The organism is Streptomyces sp. A2-16 (assembly GCF_018128905.1).
Lineage (GTDB): Bacteria > Actinomycetota > Actinomycetes > Streptomycetales > Streptomycetaceae > Streptomyces.
Window position 1 is genome coordinate 5,374,095 of record NZ_CP063808.1, and the last position, 25,223, is coordinate 5,399,317.

A 25,223-nucleotide genomic window follows, 5' to 3' on the forward strand; every position below is an offset into this window, starting at 1 on the left:
CTCCCCTGACGGTCAGCGGCGACGGCGGTCAGCGGCGGCGCAGTGACGGGTCGAGGAGCGCGGGCGGGGTGTCGAACTTCTCGTGTGCGGCCAGGTCGGTGCCGGGGGCGACGATCTCGTCGATCGCGTCGAGCACGTCGGCGCTCAGGACGGTGTCCGCGGCGGCGAGCTGTGCGCGCAGGTGGTCGACGGTGCGGGGACCCATGAGGGCACTGGTCACGCCGGGATGCGCGGTCACGAAACCGAGCGCGAGCTGGATCAGGGTGAGGCCCGCGTCCTCGGCGACCGTGCTCAGCCGCTCCACGGCGTCGAGCCTGGCCCGGTTGGCGGGGAGGGTGGTGTCGAAGCGCTCGGGCAGGAACGCCGAGCGGTGGGTGGTGATGTCCCGGCCCGCGCGGATCGCGCCCGAGAGCCAGCCCGAGGCGAGCGGGCTCCACACCAGTACGCCGAGGCCGTACTCCTGCGTGACGGGCAGGACATGGGCCTCGATGCCGCGCTGGAGGACGGAGTAGCTGGGCTGTTCGGTGACGTAGCGGCTCAGGCGGTGCTCGCGGGCGGCCCACTGCGCCTGGACGATGCGGTGGGCGGGGAAGGTGGAGGAGCCGAAGTAGCGGATCTTTCCGGCGCGTTGCAGGTCGGTCAGGGCCGACAGCGTCTCGTCGTCGGCGGTGTTCGGGTCCCAGCGGTGGATCTGGTAGAGGTCGACGTGGTCGACGCCGAGGCGGCGCAGACTGGCCTCCAGCTCGGTCACCAGCCAACGGCGCGAACTGCCCTGATGGTTGCGTTCGCCGCCGATGGGCATGCCGGCCTTGGTGGCCAGCACGATGTCGTCCCGGCGGCCGGCGATGGCCTTGCCGACCATCTCCTCCGACTCGCCGTCGCCGTACATGTCGGCGGTGTCGATCACGTTGACGCCGGCCTCCAGAGCGGCGTCGACGATCGCGGTGGCCTCGTCCTGGGTGGTGCGGCCGATCCTGCCGAAGTTCATCGCGCCGAGCGCGAGGGAGCTGACCTGGACACCGGTGCGGCCCAGCGTGCGGTACTGCATGAGCGGTTCCTCCATGGACGGGTGGGGCCGTGCTCTCGAGGCATGGCCGGGTGACCGGGTTCCGCTCCGGCAGAGCCAAAAACGGAACCTCGTTCCGCAAACGATACGGAACGACGTTCCGTTTCCGCAAGGCCAGCCCCACGCCGGTCCCGCGTCCATCACGGGCAGTCCGGAAGTGTGACCCGGCTCACCCGGAAACCGTGACAGGGGGTTGTCGCGGACGGGTGCGACCGTGGGCGCGTGATGATCACCGATGAGGACTGCCTGGCCGAGACCCTGGCCTTCAACACACACTTCGAGGCAACCGCCGCGCGCCGCCCGGCGCGTGAGGACACGCCGGGCCCCGACCTGCTGGCCGCCCTGCGCCGCAACCGGCTCGGTGGCGACACACCGCCGACGCGACTGCCGTACGGCCGGGACCGCGTCGTCGACGGCGGGGTGCGGGTGCGGATCTTCGTGCCGGAGCGGGTCGACGGCGTGTATCTGCACTTCCACGGGGGCGGCTGGGCGTTCGGCTCCGCGGACGGGCAGGACGAACGCCTGTGGCTGCTCGCCCGGCGGACCCGGCTGGCGGTGGTGAGCGTGGACTACAGGCTCGCACCGGAGCACCCCTTCCCCGCCGGGCCCGACGACTGCGAGTCGGCCGCCAGGTGGCTGGTACGACACGCCAGGGCCGAGTTCGGCACCGAACGGCTCCTGATCGGCGGCGAGTCGGCCGGGGCCCACCTCAGCGTCGTCACACTCCTGCGGCTTCGGGACCGGCACGGTGTCACCGGGGCCTTCCGGGCCGCTCACCTGCTCTTCGGCCCCTACGACCTGTCGATGACACCGAGTCAGCGCTCGTTCGGCTCCAGACGGCTGCTGAGCAACACCGAGACACTGCGGCGGACGTACGAGCTGTTCACCCCGGGCATGGGGGTCGAGCAGCGCCGCGATCCCGAGGTGTCGCCGCTGTACGCCGACCTCGCGGGTCTGCCGCCGGCGCGGATCGTCGTCGGCACCGAGGATCCACTGCTGGACGACTCGTTGTTCCTGGCTCGGCGGTGGCAGGCGGCGGGCGCGCCGGTACAGCTGGGTGTCGTGGCGGGGGCCATGCACGGCTTCACGCTGTTCCCGCTGCGCGTCACCGAGCGGGAGCTGCTGCGCGAGCGGGACTTCCTGTGCACGGCGGGGACGGTAACGTCACCGAGGTGAATCGCACCGCACGGCTCTATGCGCTGGTGGAGGAGTTGAGGGCGGCGTCCCCGCGGCCGCTGACGGTCGGCGCGCTCGCCGCGCGCTTCGAGGTGAGCCCGCGCACCGTGCAGCGCGACCTCCAGGCGCTGCTGGAGTCGGGTGTCCCGGTACGCGCCACGGCCGGTCGGGGCGGTGGCTGGGCGGTCGACCCGGCCATGACCCTGCCCCCGATCCGCTTCACCGCCGAGGAGGCCTCGGCACTGGCCGTCGCCCTCGCCGCGGCCGACGCCGCCACCCCCTACGCCGGCGCGGCCCGCTCGGCGGCCCTGAAGATCGCGGCCTCGATGACCGGCCGCGCCTCGGCCGCGGCACAGGAACTGGCCCAGCGGATCGTGTCGCTGCCGTCGCCCGCCGACTGCGCCGTCCGTACCGCGGTGGAACGGGCCCTCACCGCCGGCACGGTGCTCCGGCTGACCTACGTCGACGCGGCGGGCCGCCGCAGCGACCGCGCGGTGGAGCCGGCCGGGCTGCTCACCGCCGACGGCCGCTGGTACCTCATCGCCTGGTGCCGCACCCGAGGAGCCGGCAGGGGCTTCCGGCTGGATCGGATCACGGGGGCGACGCCCACCGCCGAGCCGGCCGGGTCGCACGATCTGTCCGCGCTGCTGCGGGGCTCGGTGGCCGCGGACGCCGTGCGGCCCACCGCGCTGGCCCCGCTCGCGCCTCCGCCCTGAAAGCCGCGGGGCGGTCTCAGGCCTCTGGTCCGGCCTCCGGCAGCACGCCCCGCCCCGCCGCCCGGTGCTCCGCCGCCGCCACGGGGTCCGTCTCGTCGAGGACAGCCGCGATGCCCTCGTGGGCCTGGGCCTCCGCGTGCCGGTAGCCGAGCCTCGGGGCCAGTTCCAGCGCCTGGCGGTGGAGCCGCAGGGCCTGGTCCGGCAGGCCCGCGAGGCGGCAGGTCTCCCCGTAGGCGCTCAGGAAGTGGATCTTCCAGTGGTCCTCGAACAACTCGTCCAGCAGCGCGAACGCCCGTTCGTGGCTCGCCAGGGCCTCCTCGTGGCGGCCCATCCGGCGCAGGGCGACGCCGAGGCAGTTCAGGCACCAGGCCTCGTTGTGCTGGTGACCGTCCTCGCGGGCCAGTGCCAGCGCCCGGTGGAGGTGATCGGCGGACGCGTCGGGGTCCTCGTCGGCGATGGCGACACCGAGGGTGATCAGGGCCGTCAGCGTGTGCGGCCACGCTCCCTCGGCGTGCGGGATCTCCAGCGCCGTACGGGCGAGCCGGGCCGCTTCGTCACGGTCGCCCAGTTGCAGCAGCGCCCAGGCCTCGTACGCCGTCGCGTGGGCCGTGCCCATGGGGCAGTCGGCGTCCGCGTACAGCTTTCCCGCCAGCCTGAACAGGCCCAGCGGTTCCTCGACGTATCCCTCGTCCCATCGCAAGTAGCCGCGCCGCATGGTCAGTTCGGCCTCGGCGCGGATGTCCCCCGCCTGCAGCACCAGCGGGGCAGCCGCCTCGTAGGCGGCACCGGCCTCGGCCATCCGGCCCGCGTTGTAGCGGGCGAAGCCCAAGTCACTGTGGGCCTCGGCCAGTTGCAGGGGATCGCCCAGGCGCCGGGCGGCGGCCAGGGACCGTTCGAAGAGGCCGTTGAGCATCGTGGTGCCGCAGCGGCGGGCGAAGTACGCCCGCATGAAGCGCGGCAGTTCGCACAGGTGCCGGTCGGCCCCCGCGTCCTCGGCCGCCTCGAAGGCGGCCAGCAGGTTGAGGTACTCGGTGCCGAACCAGATCAGGGCCGTCAACTTGTCGGTGAAGTGCGGCAGTTCGGCCGGTGGGCGGTCCACGGACGCTTCGCGGCTCAGCGACAGGAACGGCATCGCCGCGTCGGCGGCGGCCGCCGCGTGCACGTAGTAGTCGAGCACCCGGGTCAGGGCCCGGTCCCGTTCCGCCGGCGCGTCCTGTTCGGTGGTGGCGCGGCGGGCGTGCTGGTGGACCAGGTCGTGGAGGCGGTAGCGGCCCGCCGCCGGCTGCTGCACCAGGTGCGCGTCCAGCAGGTCCTCCAGCATCGCGCGGGCGCTGCGCAGCGGCACCTCCGCCAGGGCGGCCGCCACGTGCTCGTCGAACGACGACCCGGGCAGCAGGCCCAGCAGGCGGAACAGCCTGGCCTTGGGGCGGTCCAACTGCCGTACGGACATGGCGAACGCGGTGTCGAACTCGCTCGCCCCCTCCGCCATCCGCTCGACGAGGATGCCCACGGTCCAGCCCGGCCGGTGCCGCAGCCGGGCCGCGGCCAGCCGCAGGGCCAGCGGCAGCCGTCCGCACAGGCGCAGCACCTCGGCGGTGGACTCGGGGTCACGGGCCAGGCGCCCCTCGCGCCTGTCGGTCTCGCCGCTGGCGCGGGCCAGCAGCTCGGCGCTCTCCTGCTCGGTCAGCACGTCCAGCGAGACCGGCGGGACCTCGTCCAGGCCGAGCAGCCGGTTGCGGCTGGTGACGAGGGCGACGGAGGGTCCGGCGCCGGGCAGCAGCGGTCGGACCTGGTCGGCGTCGGCGGCGTTGTCCAGGACCACGACGGCCCGCCGGTGAGCCAGCTCGGAGCGCCAGCAGGCGGCCAGTTCCTCGACACCGCCGTCCTGCGGGACCTTCTCGGAGGGCACGTCGAGGGCGGCGAGCAGGGTGCGCAGGGCGCGGTCGGGATCGAGCGGCCTGCGTCCCTCGGTGAAGCCGTGCAGGTCCAGGTAGAGCTGGGCGTCCGGGTAGTCGGCGGCGAGCCGGTGCGCCGCGTGGACGGCCAGGCAGGTCTTGCCTACGCCCGCCATGCCGTCGACGGCGATCACACGGCTGTCGGCCACCCCGTCGAGCAGGGCCGTGAGCTGGGCCTCGCGCCCGGTGAAGTCGGGCAGGTCGCGCGGGAGGTCGTTGCGGGGCGGGCGCGGGGCGCCGGCGGGCGGCGACGGGGGATGGACCTGGCGGGTCGTCCTCGGGGGTGCCGGCAGAGGGCTGGACGCCCGCTCCCACAGCGGGCGCAGCGGGCGGGGGTCGCGCTGCACGAGGCGACACAGGGCGATCACCGCGGGCCAGGGCGGCACCGTCTGCCCGCTGAGGTACCGGGACAGGGACGACGAGCTGAGACCGGCGTCCCGGGCGAGGGCCCGTACCCCTCGCTTCGACAGCTCCTGGAGCAGCCGTAGCCGCGCGGCCAGCTGCTCCTGCGGGTCGCCGCCCCCTGCGCTGTCGTGCTCCACCACTGTCCCCCGCCCCCCTGTCCCGCCCCGGCGGTATTCGTCCGGGCCGGATCGTGCCTGCTCACGGCCGTTTCGGCTGTCCCACGGTGTCCCACGACCGTCGTCCTGACAAGCCCTCTCGGCTGAGATGGAACCACACCCCGCAGGAACGGGGCACAGCCCGACAGAGGAGAGATTCCGGATGCAGTCCCGTATGCAGAACCCCGCCGTCGTCCTGTCCGACGCGATGCAGCCCGTCCAGCAGCTCTTCAAGGCCGTGCACTCCGGTGGGGTGGACGGGCAGACGCTGGAGCTGGTGCATCTGCGGGTCAGTCAGATCAACGGCTGCAGTGCCTGTGTCGACGGCGGCGCCAGGACGGCCCGCAAGGCAGGCGTCAGCGACGAGCGGCTGGCCACGGTCGCCGCATGGCGGGAGGCTCCCTACTTCACCGAGGAGGAGCGGGCGGCGCTCGCACTGGCCGAGGCGGCGACCCGACTCGCCGACCGCCCCGACGCGGTGAGCGACGAGGTCTGGGACACGGCAGCCACGTACTTCGACGAGAAGCAGCTCGCCGCGATCGTCCTGATGATCGGTGTGACGAACCTGTTCAACCGGCTCAACGCCACGACCCGGCAGATCGCCGGCGCGTGGGGATGAGCGGTACGGCAGTTCTGACGTGAAGATGTCCCCGACCACCCGCAGACCAGGAGGAACCGTCATGACCGGCACCCGGAAGACGACCAGCAGGACCGAGACGTTCACCGCCGAGGAGCGCGCCGCGATGAAGGAGCGCGCCCAGGAGGTCAAGGCGTCGGCGCGCCGCAGCTCGCGTGCCGACAAGGCGGCGGAGGACGAGGCCGCCGTGCTCGCGAAGATCGCCGAGATGCAGGACTCGGACCGGGTCATGGCCGAGCGGATCCACGCCGTCGTCAGGGCGAGCGCGCCCGGCCTGGCGCCGAAGCTCTGGTACGGGATGCCCGCGTACGCCCAGGACGGCAAGGTCGTCTGCTTCTTCCAGAGCGCGCAGAAGTTCAACGCGCGGTACGCGACCTTCGGCTTCAACGACAAGGCGGCCCTCGACGAGGGCACGATGTGGCCGACCGCCTTCGCGCTCACACAGCTGACCGCCGCCGACGAGGCGCGGATCGGTGAGCTCGTGAAGAGGGCGGCGGGCTGAGGGCCGCGAGCGGAAGAGGTGCCGAAAGATGCGCAGGCCGACGAACAGCCGACGTCCCGAGGGGCTGTTCGTCGGCCTGTGCACGTTGGACGTCATTCAGCTCGTGGACCGGGTGCCGGGGTCCAACGAGAAGCTCACGGCTCGTGAGCAGGTCGTGGCCGCGGGAGGACCGGCGGCGAACGCGGCTGTGGCCTTCAGCCATCTGGGCGGTACGGCCCGGCTGCTCACCGGGATCGGCTCCCATCCGCTGGGAGTGGCGGTCGCGGCGGATCTTGACCGGCTGGGCGTGCGGGTGTCGGATCTCGCGGCCGGTTCGGTCGAGCCGCCCGCCGTGTCGTCCGTCCTGGTCACCGCGTCGAGCGGGGACCGGGCCGTCGCGTCGACCAACGCGAGCGGCGGAAGGCTCTCACCGCCCGACGGTCTCGACGCACTGGTGGCCGCCTGCGACATCGTCGAGTTCGACGGCCATCACATGGAACTGGCGGTGGCCGCCGCCAGGGCCGCCCGGGCCGTCGGCCGTCGCACCGTTCTCGACGCCGGCAGTTGGAAGCCCGGCACGGAGCGGCTGCTCCCTTCGATCGACGTGGCCGTGTGCTCGCAGGACTTCCGGCCGCCCGGCACGGACGACCCCGCGGACAACCCCACGGACACCCTGCGGTTCCTGCGGGAGCACGGCGTCCTCTGGTCGGCGGTCAGTCGCGGCGGGCGCCCCCTGCTGTGGGCGGGTCCCGACGACCGTGGCACGGTGGACGTACCTGCCGTTCGGGTGGCGGACACCCTGGGCGCCGGTGACGTCCTCCACGGTGCGCTCACCCACCACCTCGCCGCTCAGGGGCAGTTGACCTCGCACGGGTTCGCCGAGGCCCTGCGCGGCGCGGCCGAGGTGGCTTCGCGGGCGTGCACCTCGTTCGGCACTCGGGCTTGGATGCAGAACAGCCAATGACATGACACACATCGGATCTATCCCGTTCCATTGACGCGCGGTAACCCCAACTCTATGTTGCATCGCGGGATAGATCCGATGACTCATCAAGCCGAGTCGCACCGAGCCGAAAGCCTGCCTGGAGGCACCATGCCCTCTCCCGCCGCGCCCGAGCCGTCCAGACGTGCCGTGCTCGCCACCGGAACCGCCCTCACCGGCGGACTTCTGGCTTCCGGCCCGGCCGCACAGGCGACGGCGGCAGATCGCACCCAGGCCCCACCTGCCCGCGACCCCTGGCGCACCGTGCTCGACGACGCCGACCTCGTCTGGCAGCGGATGCCGACGGCCTGGTACGAGGGCCCCTTCCTCGGGAACGGCTTCCTCGGCTCCGGGATCTACGCCGAACCAGGGGCCTCCTCCACGGCGGTGCGTTTCAACATCCAGCACTCCGAAGTGCAGGACCACCGCCCCGAGTTCGGGTCCCTCTTCGGTCTGGCCCGGCTGCCGATCGGGTGGTTCACGCTGGAGCCGGTGGGCGCCATCACCGGCCTCGACTGGCGGCTGTCCCTGCGCCACGCCGAGTTGACCGGCACCCTCACCACCGACAGGGGCACCCTGGAGCTGCGCGCCCTCGTTCACAACGACCGCTCGGTCCTCGCGGTGGAGGTGACCGCGAGCGAGGGCGAGCGCGGCTTCCGGTGGGTGTTCCATCCCGCGGACGCCATCAGCCCACGGGCCGCCTTCAAGCCGCTGCCCGACGGCTACCGGGGCAATCCGCCCGCCCAGGTCGCCGACCATGACGGGATCACCGCGGCCGTGCAGCCGCTGCTCGCGGGCGGGCAGCACGTCACCGCGTGGCGGGAGCGGACCAGGGGCCGCACGCGGACGCTGTACGCGCACGTGGCGCACTCGTACCCCGGGACCACCGCCCTCGGCCGGGCCCTGACAGCGGTCCGCCGAGCGGCGCAACTCCCCTGCTCCGCCCTGGCGGTGGACCACCGCGCCTGGTGGCACACCTACTACCGCAAGAGTTTCCTGTCGCTCCCCGACGCCCGCATCCAGCGCTTCTACTGGATCCAGCTGTACAAGACCGCCTCCGCCGCCCGCCGCGACGCCCCCGTGATGGCGACGAGCGGCCCCTGGCTGGAGCCCACGCCCTGGCCCAACACCTGGTGGAACCTCAACGTCCAACTGGAGTACTGGCTCATCCACGGCTCCAACCATCTCGAACTCGACGCCGTCACCCGGGCGTTGAGCGAGTTCCGGGACAACCTCACCCAGGAGACCCCGGCGCCGTACCGCGCCGACTCGCTGGGCATCCCGCGCACCACCGACCCCCACCTGGTGAACGGCGCATCCAGCACCCTCATGGGCTACGGCGTCGGCATTCCCGGCCAGGACCCGCCCACCCCCGAAGTGGGCAACCTGACCTGGGCGTTGCACAACGTCTGGCTGAGTTACCGCCACACGATGGACCGGTCGATCGTGCGGGACGTGCTGTTCCCCCTCCTGCGCAAGGCGGTCAACTACTACCTGCACTTCCTCGAACCGGGCCCGGACGCCAGGCTGCATCTGCCCGCCACCTTCTCCCCGGAGTACGGCGGCGACTCACGCGACTGCAACTACGACCTGATGCTGCTGACCTGGGCCTGCCGGACCCTTCTCGAATGCGCCGAACTCCTCGGCGTCAAGGACCCGTTGGCGCCCCGGTGGCGCGAGGTACTGGCGAAGCGGGTGCCGTATCCGACGGACGCCAACGGCTTCATGATCGGCGCGGACATCCCCTTCGCGAAGTCGCACCGTCACTACTCGCATCTGCTCGCCGTCTACCCGCTGTACGAGGTCACCGGCCGCACGCCCGACGAGCGTGCCCTGATCGAGCGCTCGCTGGCGCACTGGGTGGGCTTCGAAGGTGCCCTGCAGGGCTACACCTTCACCGGCGCCGCCTCCATGTCGGCGCTGCTCGGCAAGGGCGAGGACGCGCTGGGGTATCTCGGCGAGCTGATGACCCGGTTCATCCAGCCGAACACCATGTACCAGGAGTCCGGGCCGGTCATCGAGACGCCCCTGTCGGCGGTCCAGTCGCTGCACGACATGGTGTGCCAGTCGTGGGGCGGGGTCATCAGGGTGTTTCCCGCGCTGCCCGCCGCCTGGAAGGACCTCGCTGTGCACGACTTCCGCACCCAGGGCGCCTTCCTGCTGAGCGCGGTCCGTCAGGGCGGCACCACGCGCTGGGTGCGGCTGGCCAGCGAGGCGGGCGCCCCCTGCGTCGTACGCCATGGGATCGCGGGGCCGATCGAGGTCCGGGACGAGCGAGGCCGCCCCCTGCGTCACGAGGACGCCGGAGACGGCACCGTCCGTATCCTGCTGCGCAAGGGCGAGGCGGCGATCGTCACCCCGAGGGGTGACCGCCCCGACCTGACCGTCGCGCCCGTGCGCCCGAACGGGGACGCCCCTCGCTGGGGGCTGCCCCGGATCTGACGAGGGTCACGACCTGCGGCCGCGCACGTTCCAGCCGCTGCCGATGCCGGCCAGGTGAAGAGCGAGCACCATCAGGCCGAGCAACATGATGTTCGTAGAAGTGAACGTGTCGTTGGTGGAGATGTCCGCGGCGTTGATCAGGAAGGAGATGAAGAACAGAACCGCGGAGATGATGGCCAGCATGGGTGTCCATCCCTTTCGGACGACTGTGGTCATTGACTCCCCGTGCCGTTCGAATTCCCCCAACTTGTCGGAGCATGCCGACCGTTGCGGACCGGAGAGCAGCACGTTCGACCAGCCGGACATCGTTCGAAACCTCTTGACGTTGCCGTACAACCCGATTGACACTCTCGCAACACGACGTCACACAGCCGAAACGGCAGGGTGCCCAAGGCCTAGGCCCCGCCACGCCTCAGCAGGGAACCCCACATGACGTACCTCGCACGTCCGCGCACCCGCGCGAGACGCCGGGCGGGCCGCCTCGCCGGTCTGACCGCCGCGTCACTCCTCCTGGGCCTCGCCGCCCCCATGGTCCCGGCCCAGGCCGCGGCCACCGCGGACGTCACCGAGGGACTGGCCCTCTGGTACAAGCTCGACGCGGCCTCCGGCAACACCGTCACCGACGCCTCCGGCAACGGCCGCGACGGCACGGTGAACGGGACCGCCGACTGGTCGGACCCCGCACAGGGGCTCGCCTTCAACGGCACCGACACCTCCATCAAGGTGCCGGACGACATCATGAAGGGCATGGACTCGATCACCGTCTCCACCGACGTGCTGATCGACCCCGCCCAGGCCGCCCCGTACTTCATCTACGGCTTCGGCAACTCCAGCGGGAGCAACGGCAACGGCTACCTGTTCGCCACCGGCAACTCACTGCGCACCTCCATCGCCACCGGCAACTGGTCGACCGAGCAGAACACCAGGCCCGCCGACTCGCACAACCTGACCCGCGGCGTGTGGAAGCAGCTCACCTACACCCAGACCGGCAACACCGGCATCCTCTACGAGGACGGTGTCGAGGTCGGCCGCAACACCTCGGTCACCATCACGCCCGGCTCCATCGGATCCGGCACCACCACCGCCAACTACATCGGCAAGTCGCTCTACTCGGGCGACAAGCTCTTCAAGGGCCGCATCCGTGACTTCCGGGTCTACGACCGCGCCCTGGACCCCGCCGAGGTCGACGAGCTGACCTTGCCCATCGCAGCGCAGGGCGTCGCCGCCGACAAGGCCGCGCTGAGCCTGGGCGACACGAGCGCGGTCACGGCCGACGTGGTCCTGCCGAGGTCCGGCACCGCCGGCGGGTCGACGATCACCTGGGCCAGCGACAACCCCGGCGTGGTGTCCGACTCCGGCAAGGTGACCCGCCCGGCCGCCGGTGAACCGAACGGCCGTGCCACGCTCACGGCAACCCTGAAGAAGGGTTCCGCGACCGACACCAAGAGCTTCGACATCACGGTCCTGCCGGACTTCGACGACCGGACGGCCGCCGAGCGGGCCACCGAGAACCTCACCGTCCACAACGTCGACGACGCGCGCGGCAATCTGACGCTGCCGGCGACGGGCGACTACGGCACGACCGTCTCCTGGTCCTCCGCGAACCCGGCCGTCGTCTCGGCGGAGGGTGTCGTCCACCGCCCCGCGCACGGTGACGGCGCCACCACCGCGGAACTCACCGCCACCGTCACCAAGGGCGAGGCGAAGGCCACCCGCACCTTCACCGCGAAGGTCCCCGAACTCCCCGCGCGACAGGCCCTCAAGGGCTACATGTTCAGCTACTTCACCGGCGAGGGCACCTCGGACGGCGAGCAGCTCTACGCGGCGCTCAGCAAGGGCGACGACCCCATGAAGTGGCGTGAGCTGAACGACGGCAAGCCGGTCCTCACCTCCACGCTCGGCGAGAAGGGCCTGCGCGACCCGTTCATCATCCGCTCCCCCGAGGGCGACAAGTTCTACCAGATCGCCACCGACCTCAGGATCTACGGCAACGGCGACTGGGACGCGTCCCAGCGCACCGGCAGCAAGTCCGTCATGGTGTGGGAGTCCACCGACCTGGTCCACTGGACCAACCACCGCCTGGTCAAGGTCTCCCCCGACAGCGCGGGCAACACGTGGGCGCCGGAGGCGTACTACGACAGCAAGCTCGGCGAGTACGTGGTCTTCTGGGCGTCGAAGCTGTACGACAATGAGGCCCACTCCGGCGACACGTACAACCGCATGATGTACGCGACCACCCGCGACTTCTACACCTTCAGCGAGCCCAAGGTCTGGGTCGACCGCGGCTACTCGGTCATCGACTCCACGATGATCCAGAACAACGGCACCTACTACCGCCTCTCGAAGGACGAGCGCAACAACACCTCCTCGACGCCCAACAGCAAGTTCATCTTCGAGGAGAAGAGCGACTCGATCCTCAACCTGAACTGGACCGCGGTCGCGGAGGGCATCGGCAAGGGGGCGATGAACGCGGCGGAGGGGCCGCTGGTCTTCAAGTCGAACACCGAGGAGAAGTGGTACGCCTTCCTCGACGAGTTCGGGGGCCGCGGCTACATCCCCTTCGAGACGACCGACCTCGACTCCGGCACCTGGACACCGGTCGCCGACTACGACCTCCCCGCCAGACCGCGCCACGGCACGGTCCTGCCGGTCACCCAGGCCGAGTACGACCGTCTCCTGCGCGCCTATCAGCCGGACCAGCTCGTCGAAAGCGTCGAGGGCATCGAGGTGAAGACGCGGACCGGTGAGGCACCGGTCCTGCCGGCCACCGTGATCGCCACGTACGCCGACGGCGTCAAGCGCCCCGTCGCCGTCACCTGGGAGGACGTCCCGGCCTCGAAGTACGCCCAGGCGGGCACCTTCACGGTCACCGGCAGCCTGCCCGACGGCGCCGCGATCCCGGTCCAGGCCGAGGTCACCGTCTCGTCGGAAGGACCCGACGTCCCGGCCGACCTGCTGCTGCACTACGGCTTCGACGAGACCGGCGGCAACATCACGGTCGACTCCAGCGGCCACGGCTACCACGGCACCTACGCCGGTACGCCCTCATTCGGCACCGGCGTCGGCGGCGGCTCGTTCAAGATGTCCGGCGACGCGAACTCGCCGTACGTGAAGATCCCCAACGGTGTGCTGAGGAACGCCGGCAGCGTGACCGTGTCCACCTACGCCAAGTGGAAGGGCGGCAGCAGCTTCCAGTGGCTGTTCGGGCTCGGCCCCGACAGCGACAAGTACCTGTTCGCCACCCCCTCCAACGGTGGCAACAGCCTCTACTCCGCGATCACCAAGGCGAGTTGGTCGGCGGAGTCCAAGCTGACGGCCGGCTCGCAGCTCACGCCCGGCGAGTGGCGGCACGTCACCGTCACCCTCGACGGCTCGACCGGCGCGCTGGTCCTCTACGTCGACGGCGTCGAGGCGGCCCGGACCACGACCACCGTCAAGCCGTCCGAGCTGTACGACGCGAACAAGGACTACAGCGGCTACATCGGCAAGTCGCTCTACTCGGCCGACCCGGCCTTCGGCGGCGAGGTCGACGACTTCCGCATCTACGACCGTGCCCTGTCCGCCGCGGAGGTCATGGAGCTCAGCGGCAACACGGCCGGGATCGCCAAGGCCGCCGCACCCGGTCTGAAGGTCGACGCCATCGTCGACAACGCCGGCGGCAAGGTGACCCTGCCGATGAAGGAGGGCACCGACCTCACCGCACTGGCACCTGAGTTCACCCTCGCCCACGGAGCGGCGATCAGCCCCGCCTCCGGCAGCGTGCAGGACTTCAGCAAGCCGGTGACGTACGAGGTGACCGGGTCCGACGGCAAGAAGCGCACCTGGATGGTCTCGGCACTCGTCATGAAGAGCCCGGTCCTGCCGGGCCTCAACGCCGACCCGAACATCGTGCGCTTCGGCGACACCTTCTACATCTACCCGACGACCGACGGCTTCGAGGGCTGGAGCGGCACGCAGTTCAAGGCGTACTCCTCCACCGACCTGGTCCACTGGAAGGACCACGGGGTCATCCTCGACCTCGGTCCGGACATCTCCTGGGCGGACAGCCGGGCCTGGGCGCCGACGATCGCCGAGAAGGACGGCAAGTACTACTTCTACTTCTGCGCCGACGCCAACATCGGTGTCGCGGTGTCCGACTCGCCGACCGGTCCGTTCAAGGACGCACTGGGTCAACCGCTGCTCAAAGCGGGCCAGTTCAGCGGCCAGATGATCGACCCGGCCGTGTTCACCGACGACGACGGCCAGTCGTACCTGTACTGGGGCAACGGACACGCCTACGTGGCCCCGCTGAACGCCGACATGACCTCCCTAGACCTGTCGAAGATGAAGGACATCACGCCCAGCGGCTACAACGAGGGCACCTTCGTCATCAAGCGGGGCGGCACCTACTACTTCATGTGGTCGGAGAACGACACCCGCGACGAGAACTACCGCGTCGCCTACGCCACCGGCTCCTCCCCGACCGGTCCCTGGACCAAGCGGGGCGTGATCCTGGAGAAGGACCTCTCGCTCGGCATCAAGGGGCCCGGCCACCACTCGGTCGTCCACGTGCCGAACACCGACGACTGGTACATCGCCTATCACCGGTTCGCCATCCCCGGAGGGGACGGCACGCATCGCGAAACGACCGTCGACAAGCTGGAGTTCGACTCGGACGGCCTGATCAAGAAGGTTGTGCCCACGCTGACGGGCATCGACCCGGTGACCGTCGTGCACGCCGGTGCGGACGGCCGCGGTGCGGAAGGCTCCGCGATCGCGCTGCACGGGACGGTCTCCGGTGCGGGCGGCCCGAAGTGGACCGTCCAGGCGGGAGCGCCCTGTTCCTTCGCCGACCCCGGCTCGGCCGCGACGACCATCACGTGCACCGACAACGGCACGTACGCGGTCACCCTCACGGGCGGCCGCAGCAAGGACACGGCGACGGTCGAGGTGTCCAACGCGGCGCCGGTCGTCGTCTCCGCCTCGGGCCCGCAGTCCCCGGTCCCGGCCGGCCGGAGCACGGTGGTCACGGCCAGGTTCACCGATCCGGGCACGAAGGACACCCACACCTGCGTGGTCGACTGGAAGGACGGGAGCGCACCGCAGTCCGGCACGGTGACCGCCTCGCTCTGCCGGGCCGAGCACACCTACGCCAAGGCCGGGATCCGCCGGCCGGTGGTCACCGTGAGGGACGACGACGGCGCCTCGGACAACAGGACACTTCCCGAGCTGATCGTGTACGACCGCTGGGCCGGTCCCGTGCTCGGCGCCGGAGTCCTCACCTCTCCGGCAGGGGCCTACCCCGCCAAGCCGAGCGTGACGGGCAAGGCCGCCTTCTCCTTCGCCGCGACCTATCTGCCGGGAGGCTCGACACCCCTCGGTGAGGTCTCCTTCGACTTCGGCCGGGCCGGGCTGACGTTCCGTTCGACCGGCTCCGACTGGCTCGTGGTCGACGGCTCGCAGGCCGTCTACCAGGGGTCCGGCACGGTCAACGGCAAGCGTGGGTACGCCTTCCGGGTCACCGCCACCGATGACCCGGACAGCTTCCGCCTCAGGATCTGGGCCGAGTCCGGCGGTGCGGTCGTCTACGACAACGCCACCGGGTCGAAGATCACCGGGTTCGTCTCCGTCGGTCGCAGCCGACGGTAGGAACACACCCCACTGAGGGCCGGGCCCCGCCGACAGACACCAGGTCGGCGAGGCCCGGCTTTTGGCATCTGTTCACGGACGTGGACCATTAACCTCTGCGCAACCTCTATCGCACGCCGGAACCTCGTGGCATGCTCACCGCCCAACGCAATTATGAACGTCGTTCACATCCATGAAAAGGCACATGGAAAGGGCGCACGGACATGAGCAATGCGCACACGGACCCCACGGGTCACTCGAATGTCATGGGCATGACTAGGCGCACCGTGCTGGGGAGCGCCATCGCCGTGGCGGCCGGTGCCGTCACCACGACGACCGCCCACGCGGCCGAAGTCCCCTCGCTGTGGGAGGAGTTCCGCCGCACTCCCTTCACCCACCCACAGATCCCGTACATCGGCCGCGCCGGCTGCCGCGGCGGTGCGACACGTCTTCCGCGCCACCGAGTCGTCGTCGACGTGCGCGACTTCGGCGCCGTGGCGGACCGCACGGTCGACTCCGCCCCCGCGATCAACCGTGCCGTCGCCGCCGCCGGAAGGGCCGGCGGCGGCACGGTCACCGTCCCGCCGGGCACCTTCCGCATCGACGACGTGATCCGCGTGGACCGCTCGAACGTGGTCCTCAGGGGCGCCGGCAGCGGTCGTACGACGTTGTACGCGACGAAGAACCTCACTGAGCTGATCGGGACGTACGGCTCGCGCTACGGAGGCGACAAGTCCTCCTGGTCCTGGGCGGGCGGCCTGATCTGGCTCGCGCCCCGGGCCCGCTGGGAATCGCTGGTCGCCGCGATCAGGGCCAGGGCGTGGCCCTTCGAGGGCTGGACGGGCAACCGGCGCGACGAATGGCGGACGCTCACCGCGATCGCCCCGGCCCGCCGGGGTTCCTGGACGGTGACGGTCGCCGACGCGTCGGCGCTGCGTCCCGGCGCCCTGGTCCTGCTCCGGCTGGCCGACGACCCGGAGCACAGCCTCCTGGAGCACATGTGCGGCGGCGGGCCCGGAACCGAGGCCTACTTCTGGGACGACAAGACGAAGCTGACCTCGTACGTGCCCTACGAGTGGCCGGTCCGCATCACCCGCGTCCACGGCCGGAGGGTCACCCTCGAACGCCCGCTCCCGCTCGACCTGCGCCCCGAGTGGTCCCCGCAACTGACCACGCATGTGCCCGAGTTGACCGGCTCGGGGGTCGAGGGTCTGACCCTGGAGGCGCCCGACGTCCCCCAGCAGCCGCATCTGCTGGACAAGGGGCACAACGGGGTGGTGCTGCAGTGCGCGTACGACTGCTGGGTGGACGACGTGACGGTCCGTCATGTCGACAACGGCTTCGGCCTGGTGGCCGCCTCCGCGTGCACCCTGCGCCGGACGCGGGTGGCGGGACGAGGCTCCCACCACCCCTACTTCTGCCGCGAGGGCTCGCACGACAACCTCGTCGAGGACTTCACGATCGAGGAGCGCACCAGCCCCGCGGCCGCGAACACCCAGCTGCACGGCATCAACGTCGAGGGGCTGTCGTCGTACAACGTCTGGTCGCGCGGCGACATGCGGATGGGCACCTTCGACAGCCACCGCGGCCTGCCCTTCGCCAATGTCCGCACCGACATCACCGTGAACAACAACGGCCGCCACGGCGGTGACGCGAGCGCGGGCCCCCTCTTCGGTGCCCGGTTCACCCACTGGAACATCCGCGTCACCAACGGCCGGGCGGGCCTGGTCAGGATCGACGGCCTGGCTCCCTACTCCGCGACGGTCGGCATCGACGAGGTCAGGGAGTTCGACCAGATCGACGTACCGGACTTCGCCGGGGACCTGCACACACGCCTCGAGCTGTACGGCCGGGCGTCGGCGCTCAGACCACGCAACCTCCACGAAGCGCAGCGCCGCTGGAACGGAGACCTCCGATGAGCGCGCGATTCCGCCTGTGCGTCCTCCTGACCGCCCTGGCGGCGTTCACCACAGGGCTCTGCGCGCCCGTCACGGCCCACACCGCCGCCCCGCACACCGCTGTCCTGGACGGCGCCCGTCTCCAGCACACGAAGACCCGCCTGGAGCACGGCGACCCCCGACTGCGCCCGGCGGTGCGGGCGTTGACGGTCCGCGCCGACAAGTGGCTGGACCAGGGCCCCTGGACCGTCGTCGACAAGCCCAGGCCCGCCCCAGGCGGCGACGTGCACGACTACCTCAGCCAGGCCCCGTACTGGTGGCCCTCCCGGACCCCCACCACCGACAACCCCTGGGGCTGCCCGTACGTCCAGCGCGACGGCGAACGCAATCCCGAGGTCGACTCCGGCACCGACCGCCAGGACGTCGAGAAGACCTTCGACTCCGCCTACGACCTCTCCCTCGCCTGGTACTACACCGGCGAGAAGCGGTACGCGCGAAAGGCCGGCCAGGTCCTGCGCACCTGGTTCCTGGACCCGGCCACGAGGATGAACCCCGACCTGGACCACGCGCAGTTCATCCCCTGCAAGTACGACGGTCGGGCCATCGGCATCATCGACTTCTCGCAGTCGTACACCAGCGTCGTCGACGCCATCGCCCTCCTGGACACCGGCGCACCCGGCTGGAGCGCCAAGGACCGTGCCGGGATGGCCCGTTGGAACACCGACTTCCTCGGCTGGCTCAAGGACAGCGACTTCGGCAGACAGGAGGCGGCCGCCACCAACAACCACGGCACCTTCTACGACCTGCTCCTGGCCGGCCTCGCCTACGCGACCGGCGACAAGGCGCTGGCCCGCCGTACGGTCCTGGACGCCCGGAGCAGGCGCATCGCGCCGCAGATCGCGGCCGACGGCAGTCAGCCCCAGGAGCTGACCCGCACCCGCAGCTGGCACTACTCGACCTTCGACCTGGTCGCCTACACCCGGCTCGCGGCCATCGGCCGCCACGTCGGCGTCGACCTGTGGGCGTACCGGGGCCCGGACGGACAGAGCCTGTTCAAGGCGGTGGGCTATCTGCTGCCCGCCGCGACCGGAGCCGCCGCCTGGCCCCATCCGGAACTGGAGTTCCTCCGGTACGCGGCGACCGACGTCGTGCACGCGGCCGCGGACGCGGGTGATGCGCGGGCCCTGCGGGCCGTGGCCGCGCTGGAGGCGCCGCCGGGCGGCGACCTGTGGGCGCTGCGTCCGGCGGCGGAACAGCTGGACTCCATCGCGGGGTGAGGGCTGCTGTCAGGGCGTGGTGGACAGGTCGATCGCCCGGTCGAGGTCCTGCGGGCGCAGCACCCGCAGGATGCCTTCGAGCAGGTAGTAGTCGGCGTACGGCAGCGAGATCTCGATGCCGTCCTCGGCGGGCCGGTTGCGGGTGCAGCGGGCGACGACCGCGTCCGCGCGAGCCGACCTCCTCGTCAGACAGGTCTCCGCCAGCGCGGTGAGCAGCCGTAGCGCCACGTCCCGGTACGCGGTCCGGCCGGTGGCCGCGGCCAGGTCGAGCAGACCGCAGGCCGTGATCGCACCGGCCGACGCGTCCTTGATGTCGTACGGCTGCTGCGGCGCCCGGTAGTCCCACACCGGGACGTGGTCGGGGCCGAGCGCTCGGACCGCGTAGTCGGCGAGTCTGCGGGCGGTGGTCAGGAACTCCCGTTCGCCGGTGCGCCGGTACATGGTGGTGAAGCCGTAGATGCCCCAGGCCTGGCCGCGTGACCAGCAGGAGGTGGGGCTGTAGCCCTGCACGGTGTTCGGGCCGACGGGGGCACCGCTGTCCGGGTCGAAGTCGTAGACGTGCGGGGTCGAGCCGTCGGGGCGCGGGAAGACCCGCTGGGCGGTCCTCGCGTGCTCCACGGCGATGTCCAGATAGGTGGCGTCGCCGGTCTGTCGGCTCGCGAAGGCCAGCAGGTCGAGATTCATCATCGTGTCGATGATGACGCGGCCCGCGTTCCTCGGGTCGTCCAGTGCACCCCAGGCGCGGATGAAGCGCCCGCGCGGGTTGTAACGCCGGATCAGGGAGTCGGCCGCCTCGACCGCCCCCGTCCGCCAGGTGTCGTCGCCGGTCAGCCGCCAGGCGGTGACCCATGACGGGTAGAAGAGGAAGCCGAGGTCGTGGGTGCCGGTGTCGAAGCGGCGGGGGGCCAGCTTCCGTGCCGAGTCCAGGGCCCGGGTCCGGAAGTCGTCGTCCTTGCTGTGCAGCCACGCCATCCACAGGGTGCCTGGCCAGAAGCCACCGACCCAGTCGCCGCCCTGCGAGTAGGTCCACTTCTCGAACTTCGTGCCGACGGGGAAGGCGGTCACGGTGGGTGCGACCGCACGGAGCTTCTCGACCGCGTAGTCGGCGGCCGCGCGCAGGGTGCGGGCGTCCGGTGCGGCGACAGCCGGCGTCGGGGAAGCTCCGGCCACCGCGACTCCGGTCGCCGTGGCCAGTAAGGAACGACGGGAAACACTCATGCTCACGCCTCCAACTCGATCGAGGGGCACAGGAGTTGATCGAGCGTGGCACAGCGAGGGCACGGCTGTACACCCACGTGAGCAATGTTCAAGAGTATGAACGCAGCAGACCTGACCGGACCCCGATCGGCGGCGCCGTGAACCTGGTCATCCGCGCTCCGATGTCACCCGCGCTGCCGATGTCACCCGCTCTTGCGGCCGACCCCCGCGTACACCCAGTACTCCGACGGGTTCTCCGGGATGGCCTCGCCCTCGTCCGGGCGCCACAACGGGACGTGGACCAGGCCCGGTTCCGTCAGATCGAAGCCGGTGAACAGGTTCTGGATCTCGTCGTGGGAGCGGGCGGTGACGGGAGAGGTGGCCCGGGAGCGGTACAGCTGGGTGACCGCGGCGGCCGTGTCGGGGCGGTCCTGGTTGGTGGCGTGGGACAGGGCCAGCCAGCTGCCCTCGGGCAGGGCGTCCCGGAAGGCGGCGACGATGCCCGCCGGGTTCTCCTCGGGCGTGACGAAGTGCAGGATCGCGACCATGAGCACGGCGACCGGCTGGTCGAAGTCGATCAGTTTGCGCACCTGCGGCGAGGACAGGACGTCGGCCGGCCGCCGGATGTCGGCGTCGACGATGTCCGCGTTCGGGTTGTCGGCGAGCAGGGTGGTGCTGTGGGCGACGGCCACCGGGTCCTTGTCGACGTAGACCACCCGGGCCTCGGGAGCCGCCGCCTGGGCCACCTCGTGGACATTGCCCTGGGTCGGGATCCCCGAGCCGAGGTCGATGAACTGCCGGACACCGGTCCCGGCCAGGAAGCGCACGGCCCGGCCGAGGAAGGCACGGTTGGCGCGGGCCAGCAGACGCACCTGGGGGTCGATGCCCGTGACGGCCGCCACCGCCTCCCGGTCGATGGCGAAGTTGTGCTCTCCCCCGAGCATCGCGTCGTACATCCGGGCTACGCTCGCCTTGTCCGGATCGGTCCCTGGCGGCAGAGCATCCGCGTCGGTCACCAGAACGTCCTTTCCCCACAAGGTACTTGACGCCTCATCATATAGTTGCCGTCGACGCCTGGCGATCAGTTGTCCCCACCGGGCGCCCGGCCCCCCACCCGGAAAGGCCCCACGACCCTGCGGAACGAACCGCACAGCCGCTCCGACGACACCCCCACCGCGATGCCCCCACCCCGCCGTTCGGCCTTCTCCCCCGCGGCCGATGTCATCGGCTCGGAACTGGACCTGGGGCTGACCGGCAGCCATGTCGTGCACGCACTGACGCCCGGCTTCTGCGACGCGGCGTCCCTGTACCTGCTGGAGCGGTGGCGACGCGAGGAGACCACGTACAGCGGCGCCGATCCCGCCCAGATCGAGGCCCGCAGACTGGCCCTGCGGGTGGGCACGGACGCACCGGAGTCCTGGGAACGCACCCTGCCGGTCGGCGAGGTGCTCGTCTTTCCGCGGCACACCCCGTACGCCCGGGCCCTGGTGGACGGACACGCGCAACTGCTCGACGCGGTCGACGACCACACGGCCGAACGGCTCGCGGCCTCCGTCGGTGAGGACGCGCGCATCGGGGAGTTCCTCAAGGCACGTTCCTTCCTGGTGGTGCCGGTGCGGTTGCGGGGCGGGGCGATCGGCTTCGTCGCCTGCACCCGCGGACCGGAACGCGGTCCGTTCCTGACCGCGGAGGTCGCCGCCGTGGAGTCACTGGCCGCGCGGGCCGCGGTCGCCCTGGACAACGCGCGCCGCTACGAGCACGAGCGCCGCACCGCCCTGGCCATCCGCAACAGCCTGCTGCCCGGTGCCATCCAGGAGGTCGAGGGCTGCCGTATCGCCCACGGTTCGCTGCCCGCCGGACAGGGCTCGATCATCGGCGGTGACTGGTTCGACGTGCTGAGACGGCCCGACGACCGGGTCAGCCTGATCGTCGGGGACGCGATGGGGCACGGCCCGGAGTCCGCCGTGGCGATGATCCAACTGCGCACCGCCGTCCGCACACTGGCAGGTCTCGACATCCCCGCGGCCGATCTCGTACGACGGCTCGACGCACTCGCCAGCGACACCCCGGGCGCCTCCTTCGCGACCTGCATCTACGCCGAGTGGGACGCCAGGCGCCGCACCTGCACCCTCGTGGGCGCCGGTCATCCGCCCCCGCTGCTGCGTGGCCCGGACGGCCGGACCGTACCGGTCACACTGGCCGGCGCGGGTCTGCCGCTCGGCCTCGGTGCGGGCACCTACGAGCCGACCGTGCTGCGCATCGACGAGCCGGCGCTGCTCGTGCTCTACAGCGACGGCATGGTCGAGTCCCGGGACGCCGACATAGACCACGAGATCGCCCGCCTTGCCCGGGCGCTCGACACGGCGGCCGTCGACCGCGACCCGCTTCCCTCGCTGTGCCGGCGGCTGCTGCACGCCCCCTCCGATCCGGCCGGCGCGGACGACCGCACCCTGCTGCTCGCCGAACTCACCCCCACCTAGGGCTGTTTCAGGCCGTCAGATTCGCCCACACCGCGTTGCCGCCGGTGAGTCTGGAGCGGTCCACCCCCCAGGTGTCCGCGAGTTCCTCCACCAGGAACAGTCCGCGCCCGCCCTCGTCGTCGAGGCCCGCACGGCAGCGCCGGAGAGTGGGGCCCGAGTGGTCGTGGTCGTGCACCTCCAGCCGCAGGACTCCGTCGGTGACGAGCCCGATGCCGCACAGGATGCGCGCGCTGAGCGTGTGGCACACGGCGTTGGTGGCCAGCTCGGACAGGAGCAGCACCGCGTCGGAACACAGTTCGCCCGGCAGGCTCCAGGCCTTGAGCCGGGCGCCGACGGAGCGCCGGGCGACGCCGACGCTGGAGCGGTGCGCGGGAAGTTCGATCCAGTGGGTTCGTTCCTGGTCCACGGCGTCTAACAGCTGAGGGTACGAGGTCGTGTGGGGGGACACGGTGTTGGCCTTCCGTGGGGGCGGCGGCGCGGCCGGGCGAGACGCATCGGGGGCGGGGGAATGCCAACGCGCCTGAGGGTAGCGGCGGTTGACGCACCGTGTGCGCGTTCGGCGGCACGGTTCACACAAGTAACTATGCTCGCACCCAAGTTCAACCTGCAACCAGCTCCCTGATAATTTCAGAAAGCCGGTATCCGCCTGGTGGCATCAGCAAGTCGCTGTCAGACTCGGGCCGGTGACAGCCCCTCAGGAGGTCAGGACGTGAGCGAAGGACGTACGGGCACCGGTGGCGCCAGTGCTCCCACCGTGCTGCGCATGATCCTGGGCCGCCGTCTGCAGGAACGACGGCAGGGCGCGGGGGCCTCGTTGGAGGACGCGGCGAAGGCACTCAGGGTGACGTCCCTGACCATCCGCCGCCTGGAGAAGGCCGAGGTCGCCCTCAAGCCGCTCTACGTGGAAAAGCTGCTGGAGACGTACGGGGCGGACCGGCAGGAGATCGACGAGTTCGTGGTGCTCGCCGAGCGGGCCAACGAACCCGGCTGGTGGCACACCTACCGGGACGTGCTGCCGAACTGGTTCAGCGCCTACGTCAGCCTGGAGGCCGGGGCGCGGACCCTGCGCACCTACGAGCCCCACTACGTCACGGGCCTGCTCCAGACCCACGCGTACGCGCGCGGGGTCCTGCGCGGCGGCTTCCCCGGCGAGGCCGAGGAGGACCTCAAGCGGCGCGTGGACCTGCGGCTGCGCCGCCAGAGCCTGCTGACGCGGCCCGACGCGCCCACGCTGTGGGTGGTGATGGAAGAGGCCGTACTGCACCGGGTGGTCGGCGGCCCCGAGGTCATGCGGGAGCAGATCGAACGGCTCCTGGAGGTCTCGGAGCTGGAGCACGTCAGCGTCGACGTCGTGCCGTTCAGCGCCGGTGCCCATGTGGGCGCGTGCGCCCCGTTCACCTACTTCCGCTTCGAGGAACCGGAGCTGCCGGACATCGTCTACACCGAGGTCCTCTCCGGCGCGATGTACCTGGACCAGCGCTCGGACGTGTCGGCGCATCTGGAGGCGCACAGCCGCATGTCCCTGCTGACCTCGGACGCGGACAGCAAGGCACTCCTGAACCGCATGCGCAAGGAGTACTCATGACCAGCACCGACTGTCACGTCTACAACGGCATGCCGGCCACCGACCTCGGCGAGCAGGGCTGGGAGTCCCCGTGGAGCGGTCCCAACGGCGGCCAGTGCGTGCAGACCAAGCTCCTGGCCGACGGCCGGGTGGCGATGCGGCAGTCGACCGATCCGGCCGGACCCGCGCTGATCTACACCCCGCAGGAGATCGCCGCGTTCGTCGCGGGCGTCAAGCGGGGCCTCGCCGACCATCTGACGGCCGGCTGACCCACGACCCGAGCCGGACCTGCCCCGGCAGCGACCTGCCCGACACCCCCACGCACACCACCTGAAAGGGACAGGATGACCAACTCCCCCGCCGCCCGGGAGATCGACACCAGCCGGCCCCACTCCGCCCGGATGTACGACTACTACCTCGGCGGCAAGGACCATTTCGACGTCGACAAGAAGGCGGCCGAGACCGTCGCGGCCACCTACCCCGGCATCTTCACCTGCGCCCGTGAGATCCGCTCCTTCATGCACCGTGCGACCCGGGTCCTCGCGCAGGAGTACGGCGTCCGCCAGTGGCTGGACATCGGCACGGGCATCCCCACCGAGCCCAACCTGCACCAGGTGGCGCAGTCCGTGGCCCCCGAGGCACGGGTGGTGTACGCCGACAACGACCCGCTGGTCCTCAAGTACGCCGAGCGCCTGATGCGCAACACCCCCGAGGGCCGCACGGCGTACGTCCAGGGCGACTTCACCGACCCCGAGGCGATCCTGGGCTCCCCCGAGCTGGCCAGGACCCTCGACCTGAACCGCCCGGTGGCCCTGTCCCTCAACGCCATCCTGCACTTCGTGCCGGACGACTGGGACCCGTACGGCATCGTCTCCCGGCTCCTGGACGCCCTGCCGTCCGGCAGCGCGCTGGCGGTGAGCCACTGCACGGGCGACTTCGCCCCCGAGCTGTGGGAGAAGCTCGTCGGCATCTACGCCGCCGCCGGGACCCGGGCCCAGGTCCGCAGCCAGGCTGAGGTGGCCCGCTTCTTCAAGGGCCTCGACCTGCTCGACCCCGGCGTCTCGCTGACCCACCGCTGGCGCCCCGACGACCCGCAGGGCACGGGCCCGGAGCTCACGGACGCCGAGGTCAGTGCCTGGGCCGGGGTGGGCATCAAGCCGTGACACCTGGTCGGCCGTGCGGGCC

The 25,223-nt window shown here is 71.1% G+C and carries 19 protein-coding genes; 13 read left to right on the forward strand and 6 right to left on the reverse strand.

Annotated features, from left to right (window positions below):
• Positions 1-28: 28 nt before the first annotated feature.
• A complete protein-coding gene (locus tag IOD14_RS24095) occupies positions 29-1,048 on the reverse strand; it encodes an aldo/keto reductase (RefSeq protein WP_212671491.1) in 1,020 nt (339 codons plus the stop codon).
• A 243-nt stretch (positions 1,049-1,291) separates the two neighbouring features.
• On the opposite strand from IOD14_RS24095, the gene IOD14_RS24100 reads away from it, so the two are divergent.
• Both IOD14_RS24100 and IOD14_RS24105 read left to right on the forward strand, forming a co-directional pair.
• Positions 1,292-2,242 (forward strand): alpha/beta hydrolase, encoded by a 951-nt coding sequence (locus tag IOD14_RS24100; protein WP_249126297.1) that lies wholly within the window; start codon positions 1,292-1,294, stop codon positions 2,240-2,242.
• On the forward strand, positions 2,239-2,958 hold the full coding sequence (locus IOD14_RS24105) for a YafY family protein (protein ID WP_212671493.1): 720 nt from the start codon (positions 2,239-2,241) through the stop codon (positions 2,956-2,958). The genes IOD14_RS24100 and IOD14_RS24105 overlap by 4 nt, the downstream gene beginning before the upstream one ends.
• Positions 2,959-2,974: 16 nt before the next feature.
• Here IOD14_RS24105 and IOD14_RS24110 read toward each other — a convergent pair whose 3' ends face one another.
• Positions 2,975-5,455: a tetratricopeptide repeat protein gene (locus IOD14_RS24110; RefSeq protein ID WP_249126048.1), complete on the reverse strand. Its 2,481-nt coding sequence runs from the start codon at positions 5,453-5,455 to the stop codon at positions 2,975-2,977.
• Positions 5,456-5,636: 181 nt separating this feature from the next.
• Here IOD14_RS24110 and IOD14_RS24115 point away from each other — a divergent pair, with 181 nt between their 5' ends.
• The 4 genes from IOD14_RS24115 (at position 5,637) to IOD14_RS24130 (ending at position 10,015) form a co-directional block, all read left to right on the forward strand.
• The gene (locus IOD14_RS24115; protein ID WP_212671495.1) at positions 5,637-6,092 is read left to right on the forward strand and encodes a carboxymuconolactone decarboxylase family protein; all 456 of its coding nucleotides are present in this window, start codon (positions 5,637-5,639) and stop codon (positions 6,090-6,092) included.
• Between the two features lie 61 nt (positions 6,093-6,153).
• Positions 6,154-6,612 (forward strand): DUF1801 domain-containing protein, encoded by a 459-nt coding sequence (locus IOD14_RS24120; RefSeq protein WP_212671496.1) that lies wholly within the window; start codon positions 6,154-6,156, stop codon positions 6,610-6,612.
• A gap of 28 nt (positions 6,613-6,640) precedes the next feature.
• Entirely contained in the window at positions 6,641-7,555 is a 915-nt protein-coding gene (locus IOD14_RS24125) for a PfkB family carbohydrate kinase (protein ID WP_212671497.1), read from the forward strand.
• 129 nt (positions 7,556-7,684) lie between these two features.
• Entirely contained in the window at positions 7,685-10,015 is a 2,331-nt protein-coding gene (locus tag IOD14_RS24130) for a glycoside hydrolase family 95-like protein (RefSeq protein ID WP_212671498.1), read from the forward strand.
• Positions 10,016-10,021: 6 nt separating this feature from the next.
• Here the strand turns inward: IOD14_RS24130 and IOD14_RS24135 are convergent, their stop codons facing one another.
• Complete coding sequence (locus IOD14_RS24135) at positions 10,022-10,198, reverse strand: hypothetical protein (RefSeq protein ID WP_086723861.1); 177 nt, start codon at positions 10,196-10,198, stop codon at positions 10,022-10,024.
• 246 nt (positions 10,199-10,444) lie between these two features.
• Between IOD14_RS24135 and IOD14_RS24140 the strand changes: the two genes are divergently transcribed.
• From IOD14_RS24140 to IOD14_RS24150, 3 genes are all read left to right on the forward strand, one after another.
• The gene (locus IOD14_RS24140) at positions 10,445-15,643 is read left to right on the forward strand and encodes a family 43 glycosylhydrolase (protein ID WP_212671499.1); all 5,199 of its coding nucleotides are present in this window, start codon (positions 10,445-10,447) and stop codon (positions 15,641-15,643) included.
• A 245-nt stretch (positions 15,644-15,888) separates the two neighbouring features.
• Positions 15,889-17,541, forward strand: a complete 1,653-nt coding sequence (locus IOD14_RS24145) for a glycosyl hydrolase family 28-related protein (RefSeq protein WP_212673378.1) — start codon at positions 15,889-15,891, stop codon at positions 17,539-17,541.
• Positions 17,538-18,797 carry an alginate lyase family protein gene (locus IOD14_RS24150; protein WP_212671500.1) on the forward strand — a complete coding sequence of 420 codons (1,260 nt, stop codon included), beginning with the start codon at positions 17,538-17,540 and terminating at the stop codon, positions 18,795-18,797. Before IOD14_RS24145 ends, IOD14_RS24150 begins: the two co-directional genes overlap by 4 nt.
• Positions 18,798-18,806: 9 nt before the next feature.
• On the opposite strand, the gene IOD14_RS24155 is transcribed toward IOD14_RS24150, so the two are convergent.
• Both IOD14_RS24155 and IOD14_RS24160 read right to left on the reverse strand, forming a co-directional pair.
• Positions 18,807-20,015 carry a glycoside hydrolase family 88 protein gene (locus IOD14_RS24155; protein ID WP_212671501.1) on the reverse strand — a complete coding sequence of 403 codons (1,209 nt, stop codon included), beginning with the start codon at positions 20,013-20,015 and terminating at the stop codon, positions 18,807-18,809.
• Positions 20,016-20,197: 182 nt separating this feature from the next.
• Positions 20,198-21,010, reverse strand: coding sequence for an SAM-dependent methyltransferase (locus IOD14_RS24160; protein ID WP_123986905.1), 813 nt, complete (start codon positions 21,008-21,010; stop codon positions 20,198-20,200).
• A gap of 162 nt (positions 21,011-21,172) precedes the next feature.
• Here IOD14_RS24160 and IOD14_RS24165 point away from each other — a divergent pair, with 162 nt between their 5' ends.
• Positions 21,173-22,474 carry a GAF domain-containing SpoIIE family protein phosphatase gene (locus tag IOD14_RS24165; protein ID WP_249126049.1) on the forward strand — a complete coding sequence of 434 codons (1,302 nt, stop codon included), beginning with the start codon at positions 21,173-21,175 and terminating at the stop codon, positions 22,472-22,474.
• 7 nt (positions 22,475-22,481) lie between these two features.
• Here the strand turns inward: IOD14_RS24165 and IOD14_RS24170 are convergent, their stop codons facing one another.
• Positions 22,482-22,880 carry an ATP-binding protein gene (locus tag IOD14_RS24170; RefSeq protein WP_123986906.1) on the reverse strand — a complete coding sequence of 133 codons (399 nt, stop codon included), beginning with the start codon at positions 22,878-22,880 and terminating at the stop codon, positions 22,482-22,484.
• A 303-nt stretch (positions 22,881-23,183) separates the two neighbouring features.
• Here IOD14_RS24170 and IOD14_RS24175 point away from each other — a divergent pair, with 303 nt between their 5' ends.
• The 3 genes from IOD14_RS24175 (at position 23,184) to IOD14_RS24185 (ending at position 25,201) form a co-directional block, all read left to right on the forward strand.
• Positions 23,184-24,059 carry a helix-turn-helix transcriptional regulator gene (locus tag IOD14_RS24175; RefSeq protein WP_123986907.1) on the forward strand — a complete coding sequence of 292 codons (876 nt, stop codon included), beginning with the start codon at positions 23,184-23,186 and terminating at the stop codon, positions 24,057-24,059.
• On the forward strand, positions 24,056-24,307 hold the full coding sequence (locus IOD14_RS24180; protein ID WP_123986908.1) for a DUF397 domain-containing protein: 252 nt from the start codon (positions 24,056-24,058) through the stop codon (positions 24,305-24,307). Before IOD14_RS24175 ends, IOD14_RS24180 begins: the two co-directional genes overlap by 4 nt.
• Positions 24,308-24,382: 75 nt before the next feature.
• A complete protein-coding gene (locus IOD14_RS24185; RefSeq protein ID WP_123986909.1) occupies positions 24,383-25,201 on the forward strand; it encodes an SAM-dependent methyltransferase in 819 nt (272 codons plus the stop codon).
• The last annotated feature ends 22 nt before the right edge of the window (positions 25,202-25,223 follow it).

Excerpts from the sequence above, each read along its gene's own strand:
- IOD14_RS24120 (WP_212671496.1), top strand. The coding sequence starts at position 6,154 with ATGACCGGCACCCGGAAGACGACCAGCAGGACCGAGACGTTCACCGCC.
- IOD14_RS24115 (WP_212671495.1), top strand. The coding sequence starts at position 5,637 with ATGCAGTCCCGTATGCAGAACCCCGCCGTCGTCCTGTCCGACGCGATG.
- IOD14_RS24125 (WP_212671497.1), top strand. The coding sequence starts at position 6,641 with ATGCGCAGGCCGACGAACAGCCGACGTCCCGAGGGGCTGTTCGTCGGC.
- IOD14_RS24185 (WP_123986909.1), top strand. The coding sequence starts at position 24,383 with ATGACCAACTCCCCCGCCGCCCGGGAGATCGACACCAGCCGGCCCCAC.
- IOD14_RS24130 (WP_212671498.1), top strand. The coding sequence starts at position 7,685 with ATGCCCTCTCCCGCCGCGCCCGAGCCGTCCAGACGTGCCGTGCTCGCC.
- IOD14_RS24155 (WP_212671501.1), bottom strand. The coding sequence starts at position 20,015 with ATGAGTGTTTCCCGTCGTTCCTTACTGGCCACGGCGACCGGAGTCGCG.
- IOD14_RS24165 (WP_249126049.1), top strand. The coding sequence starts at position 21,173 with ATGCCCCCACCCCGCCGTTCGGCCTTCTCCCCCGCGGCCGATGTCATC.
- IOD14_RS24180 (WP_123986908.1), top strand. The coding sequence starts at position 24,056 with ATGACCAGCACCGACTGTCACGTCTACAACGGCATGCCGGCCACCGAC.
- IOD14_RS24140 (WP_212671499.1), top strand. The coding sequence starts at position 10,445 with ATGACGTACCTCGCACGTCCGCGCACCCGCGCGAGACGCCGGGCGGGC.
- IOD14_RS24145 (WP_212673378.1), top strand. The coding sequence starts at position 15,889 with ATGGGCATGACTAGGCGCACCGTGCTGGGGAGCGCCATCGCCGTGGCG.
- IOD14_RS24150 (WP_212671500.1), top strand. The coding sequence starts at position 17,538 with ATGAGCGCGCGATTCCGCCTGTGCGTCCTCCTGACCGCCCTGGCGGCG.
- IOD14_RS24100 (WP_249126297.1), top strand. The coding sequence starts at position 1,292 with ATGATCACCGATGAGGACTGCCTGGCCGAGACCCTGGCCTTCAACACA.
- IOD14_RS24135 (WP_086723861.1), bottom strand. The coding sequence starts at position 10,198 with ATGCTGGCCATCATCTCCGCGGTTCTGTTCTTCATCTCCTTCCTGATC.
- IOD14_RS24095 (WP_212671491.1), bottom strand. The coding sequence starts at position 1,048 with ATGCAGTACCGCACGCTGGGCCGCACCGGTGTCCAGGTCAGCTCCCTC.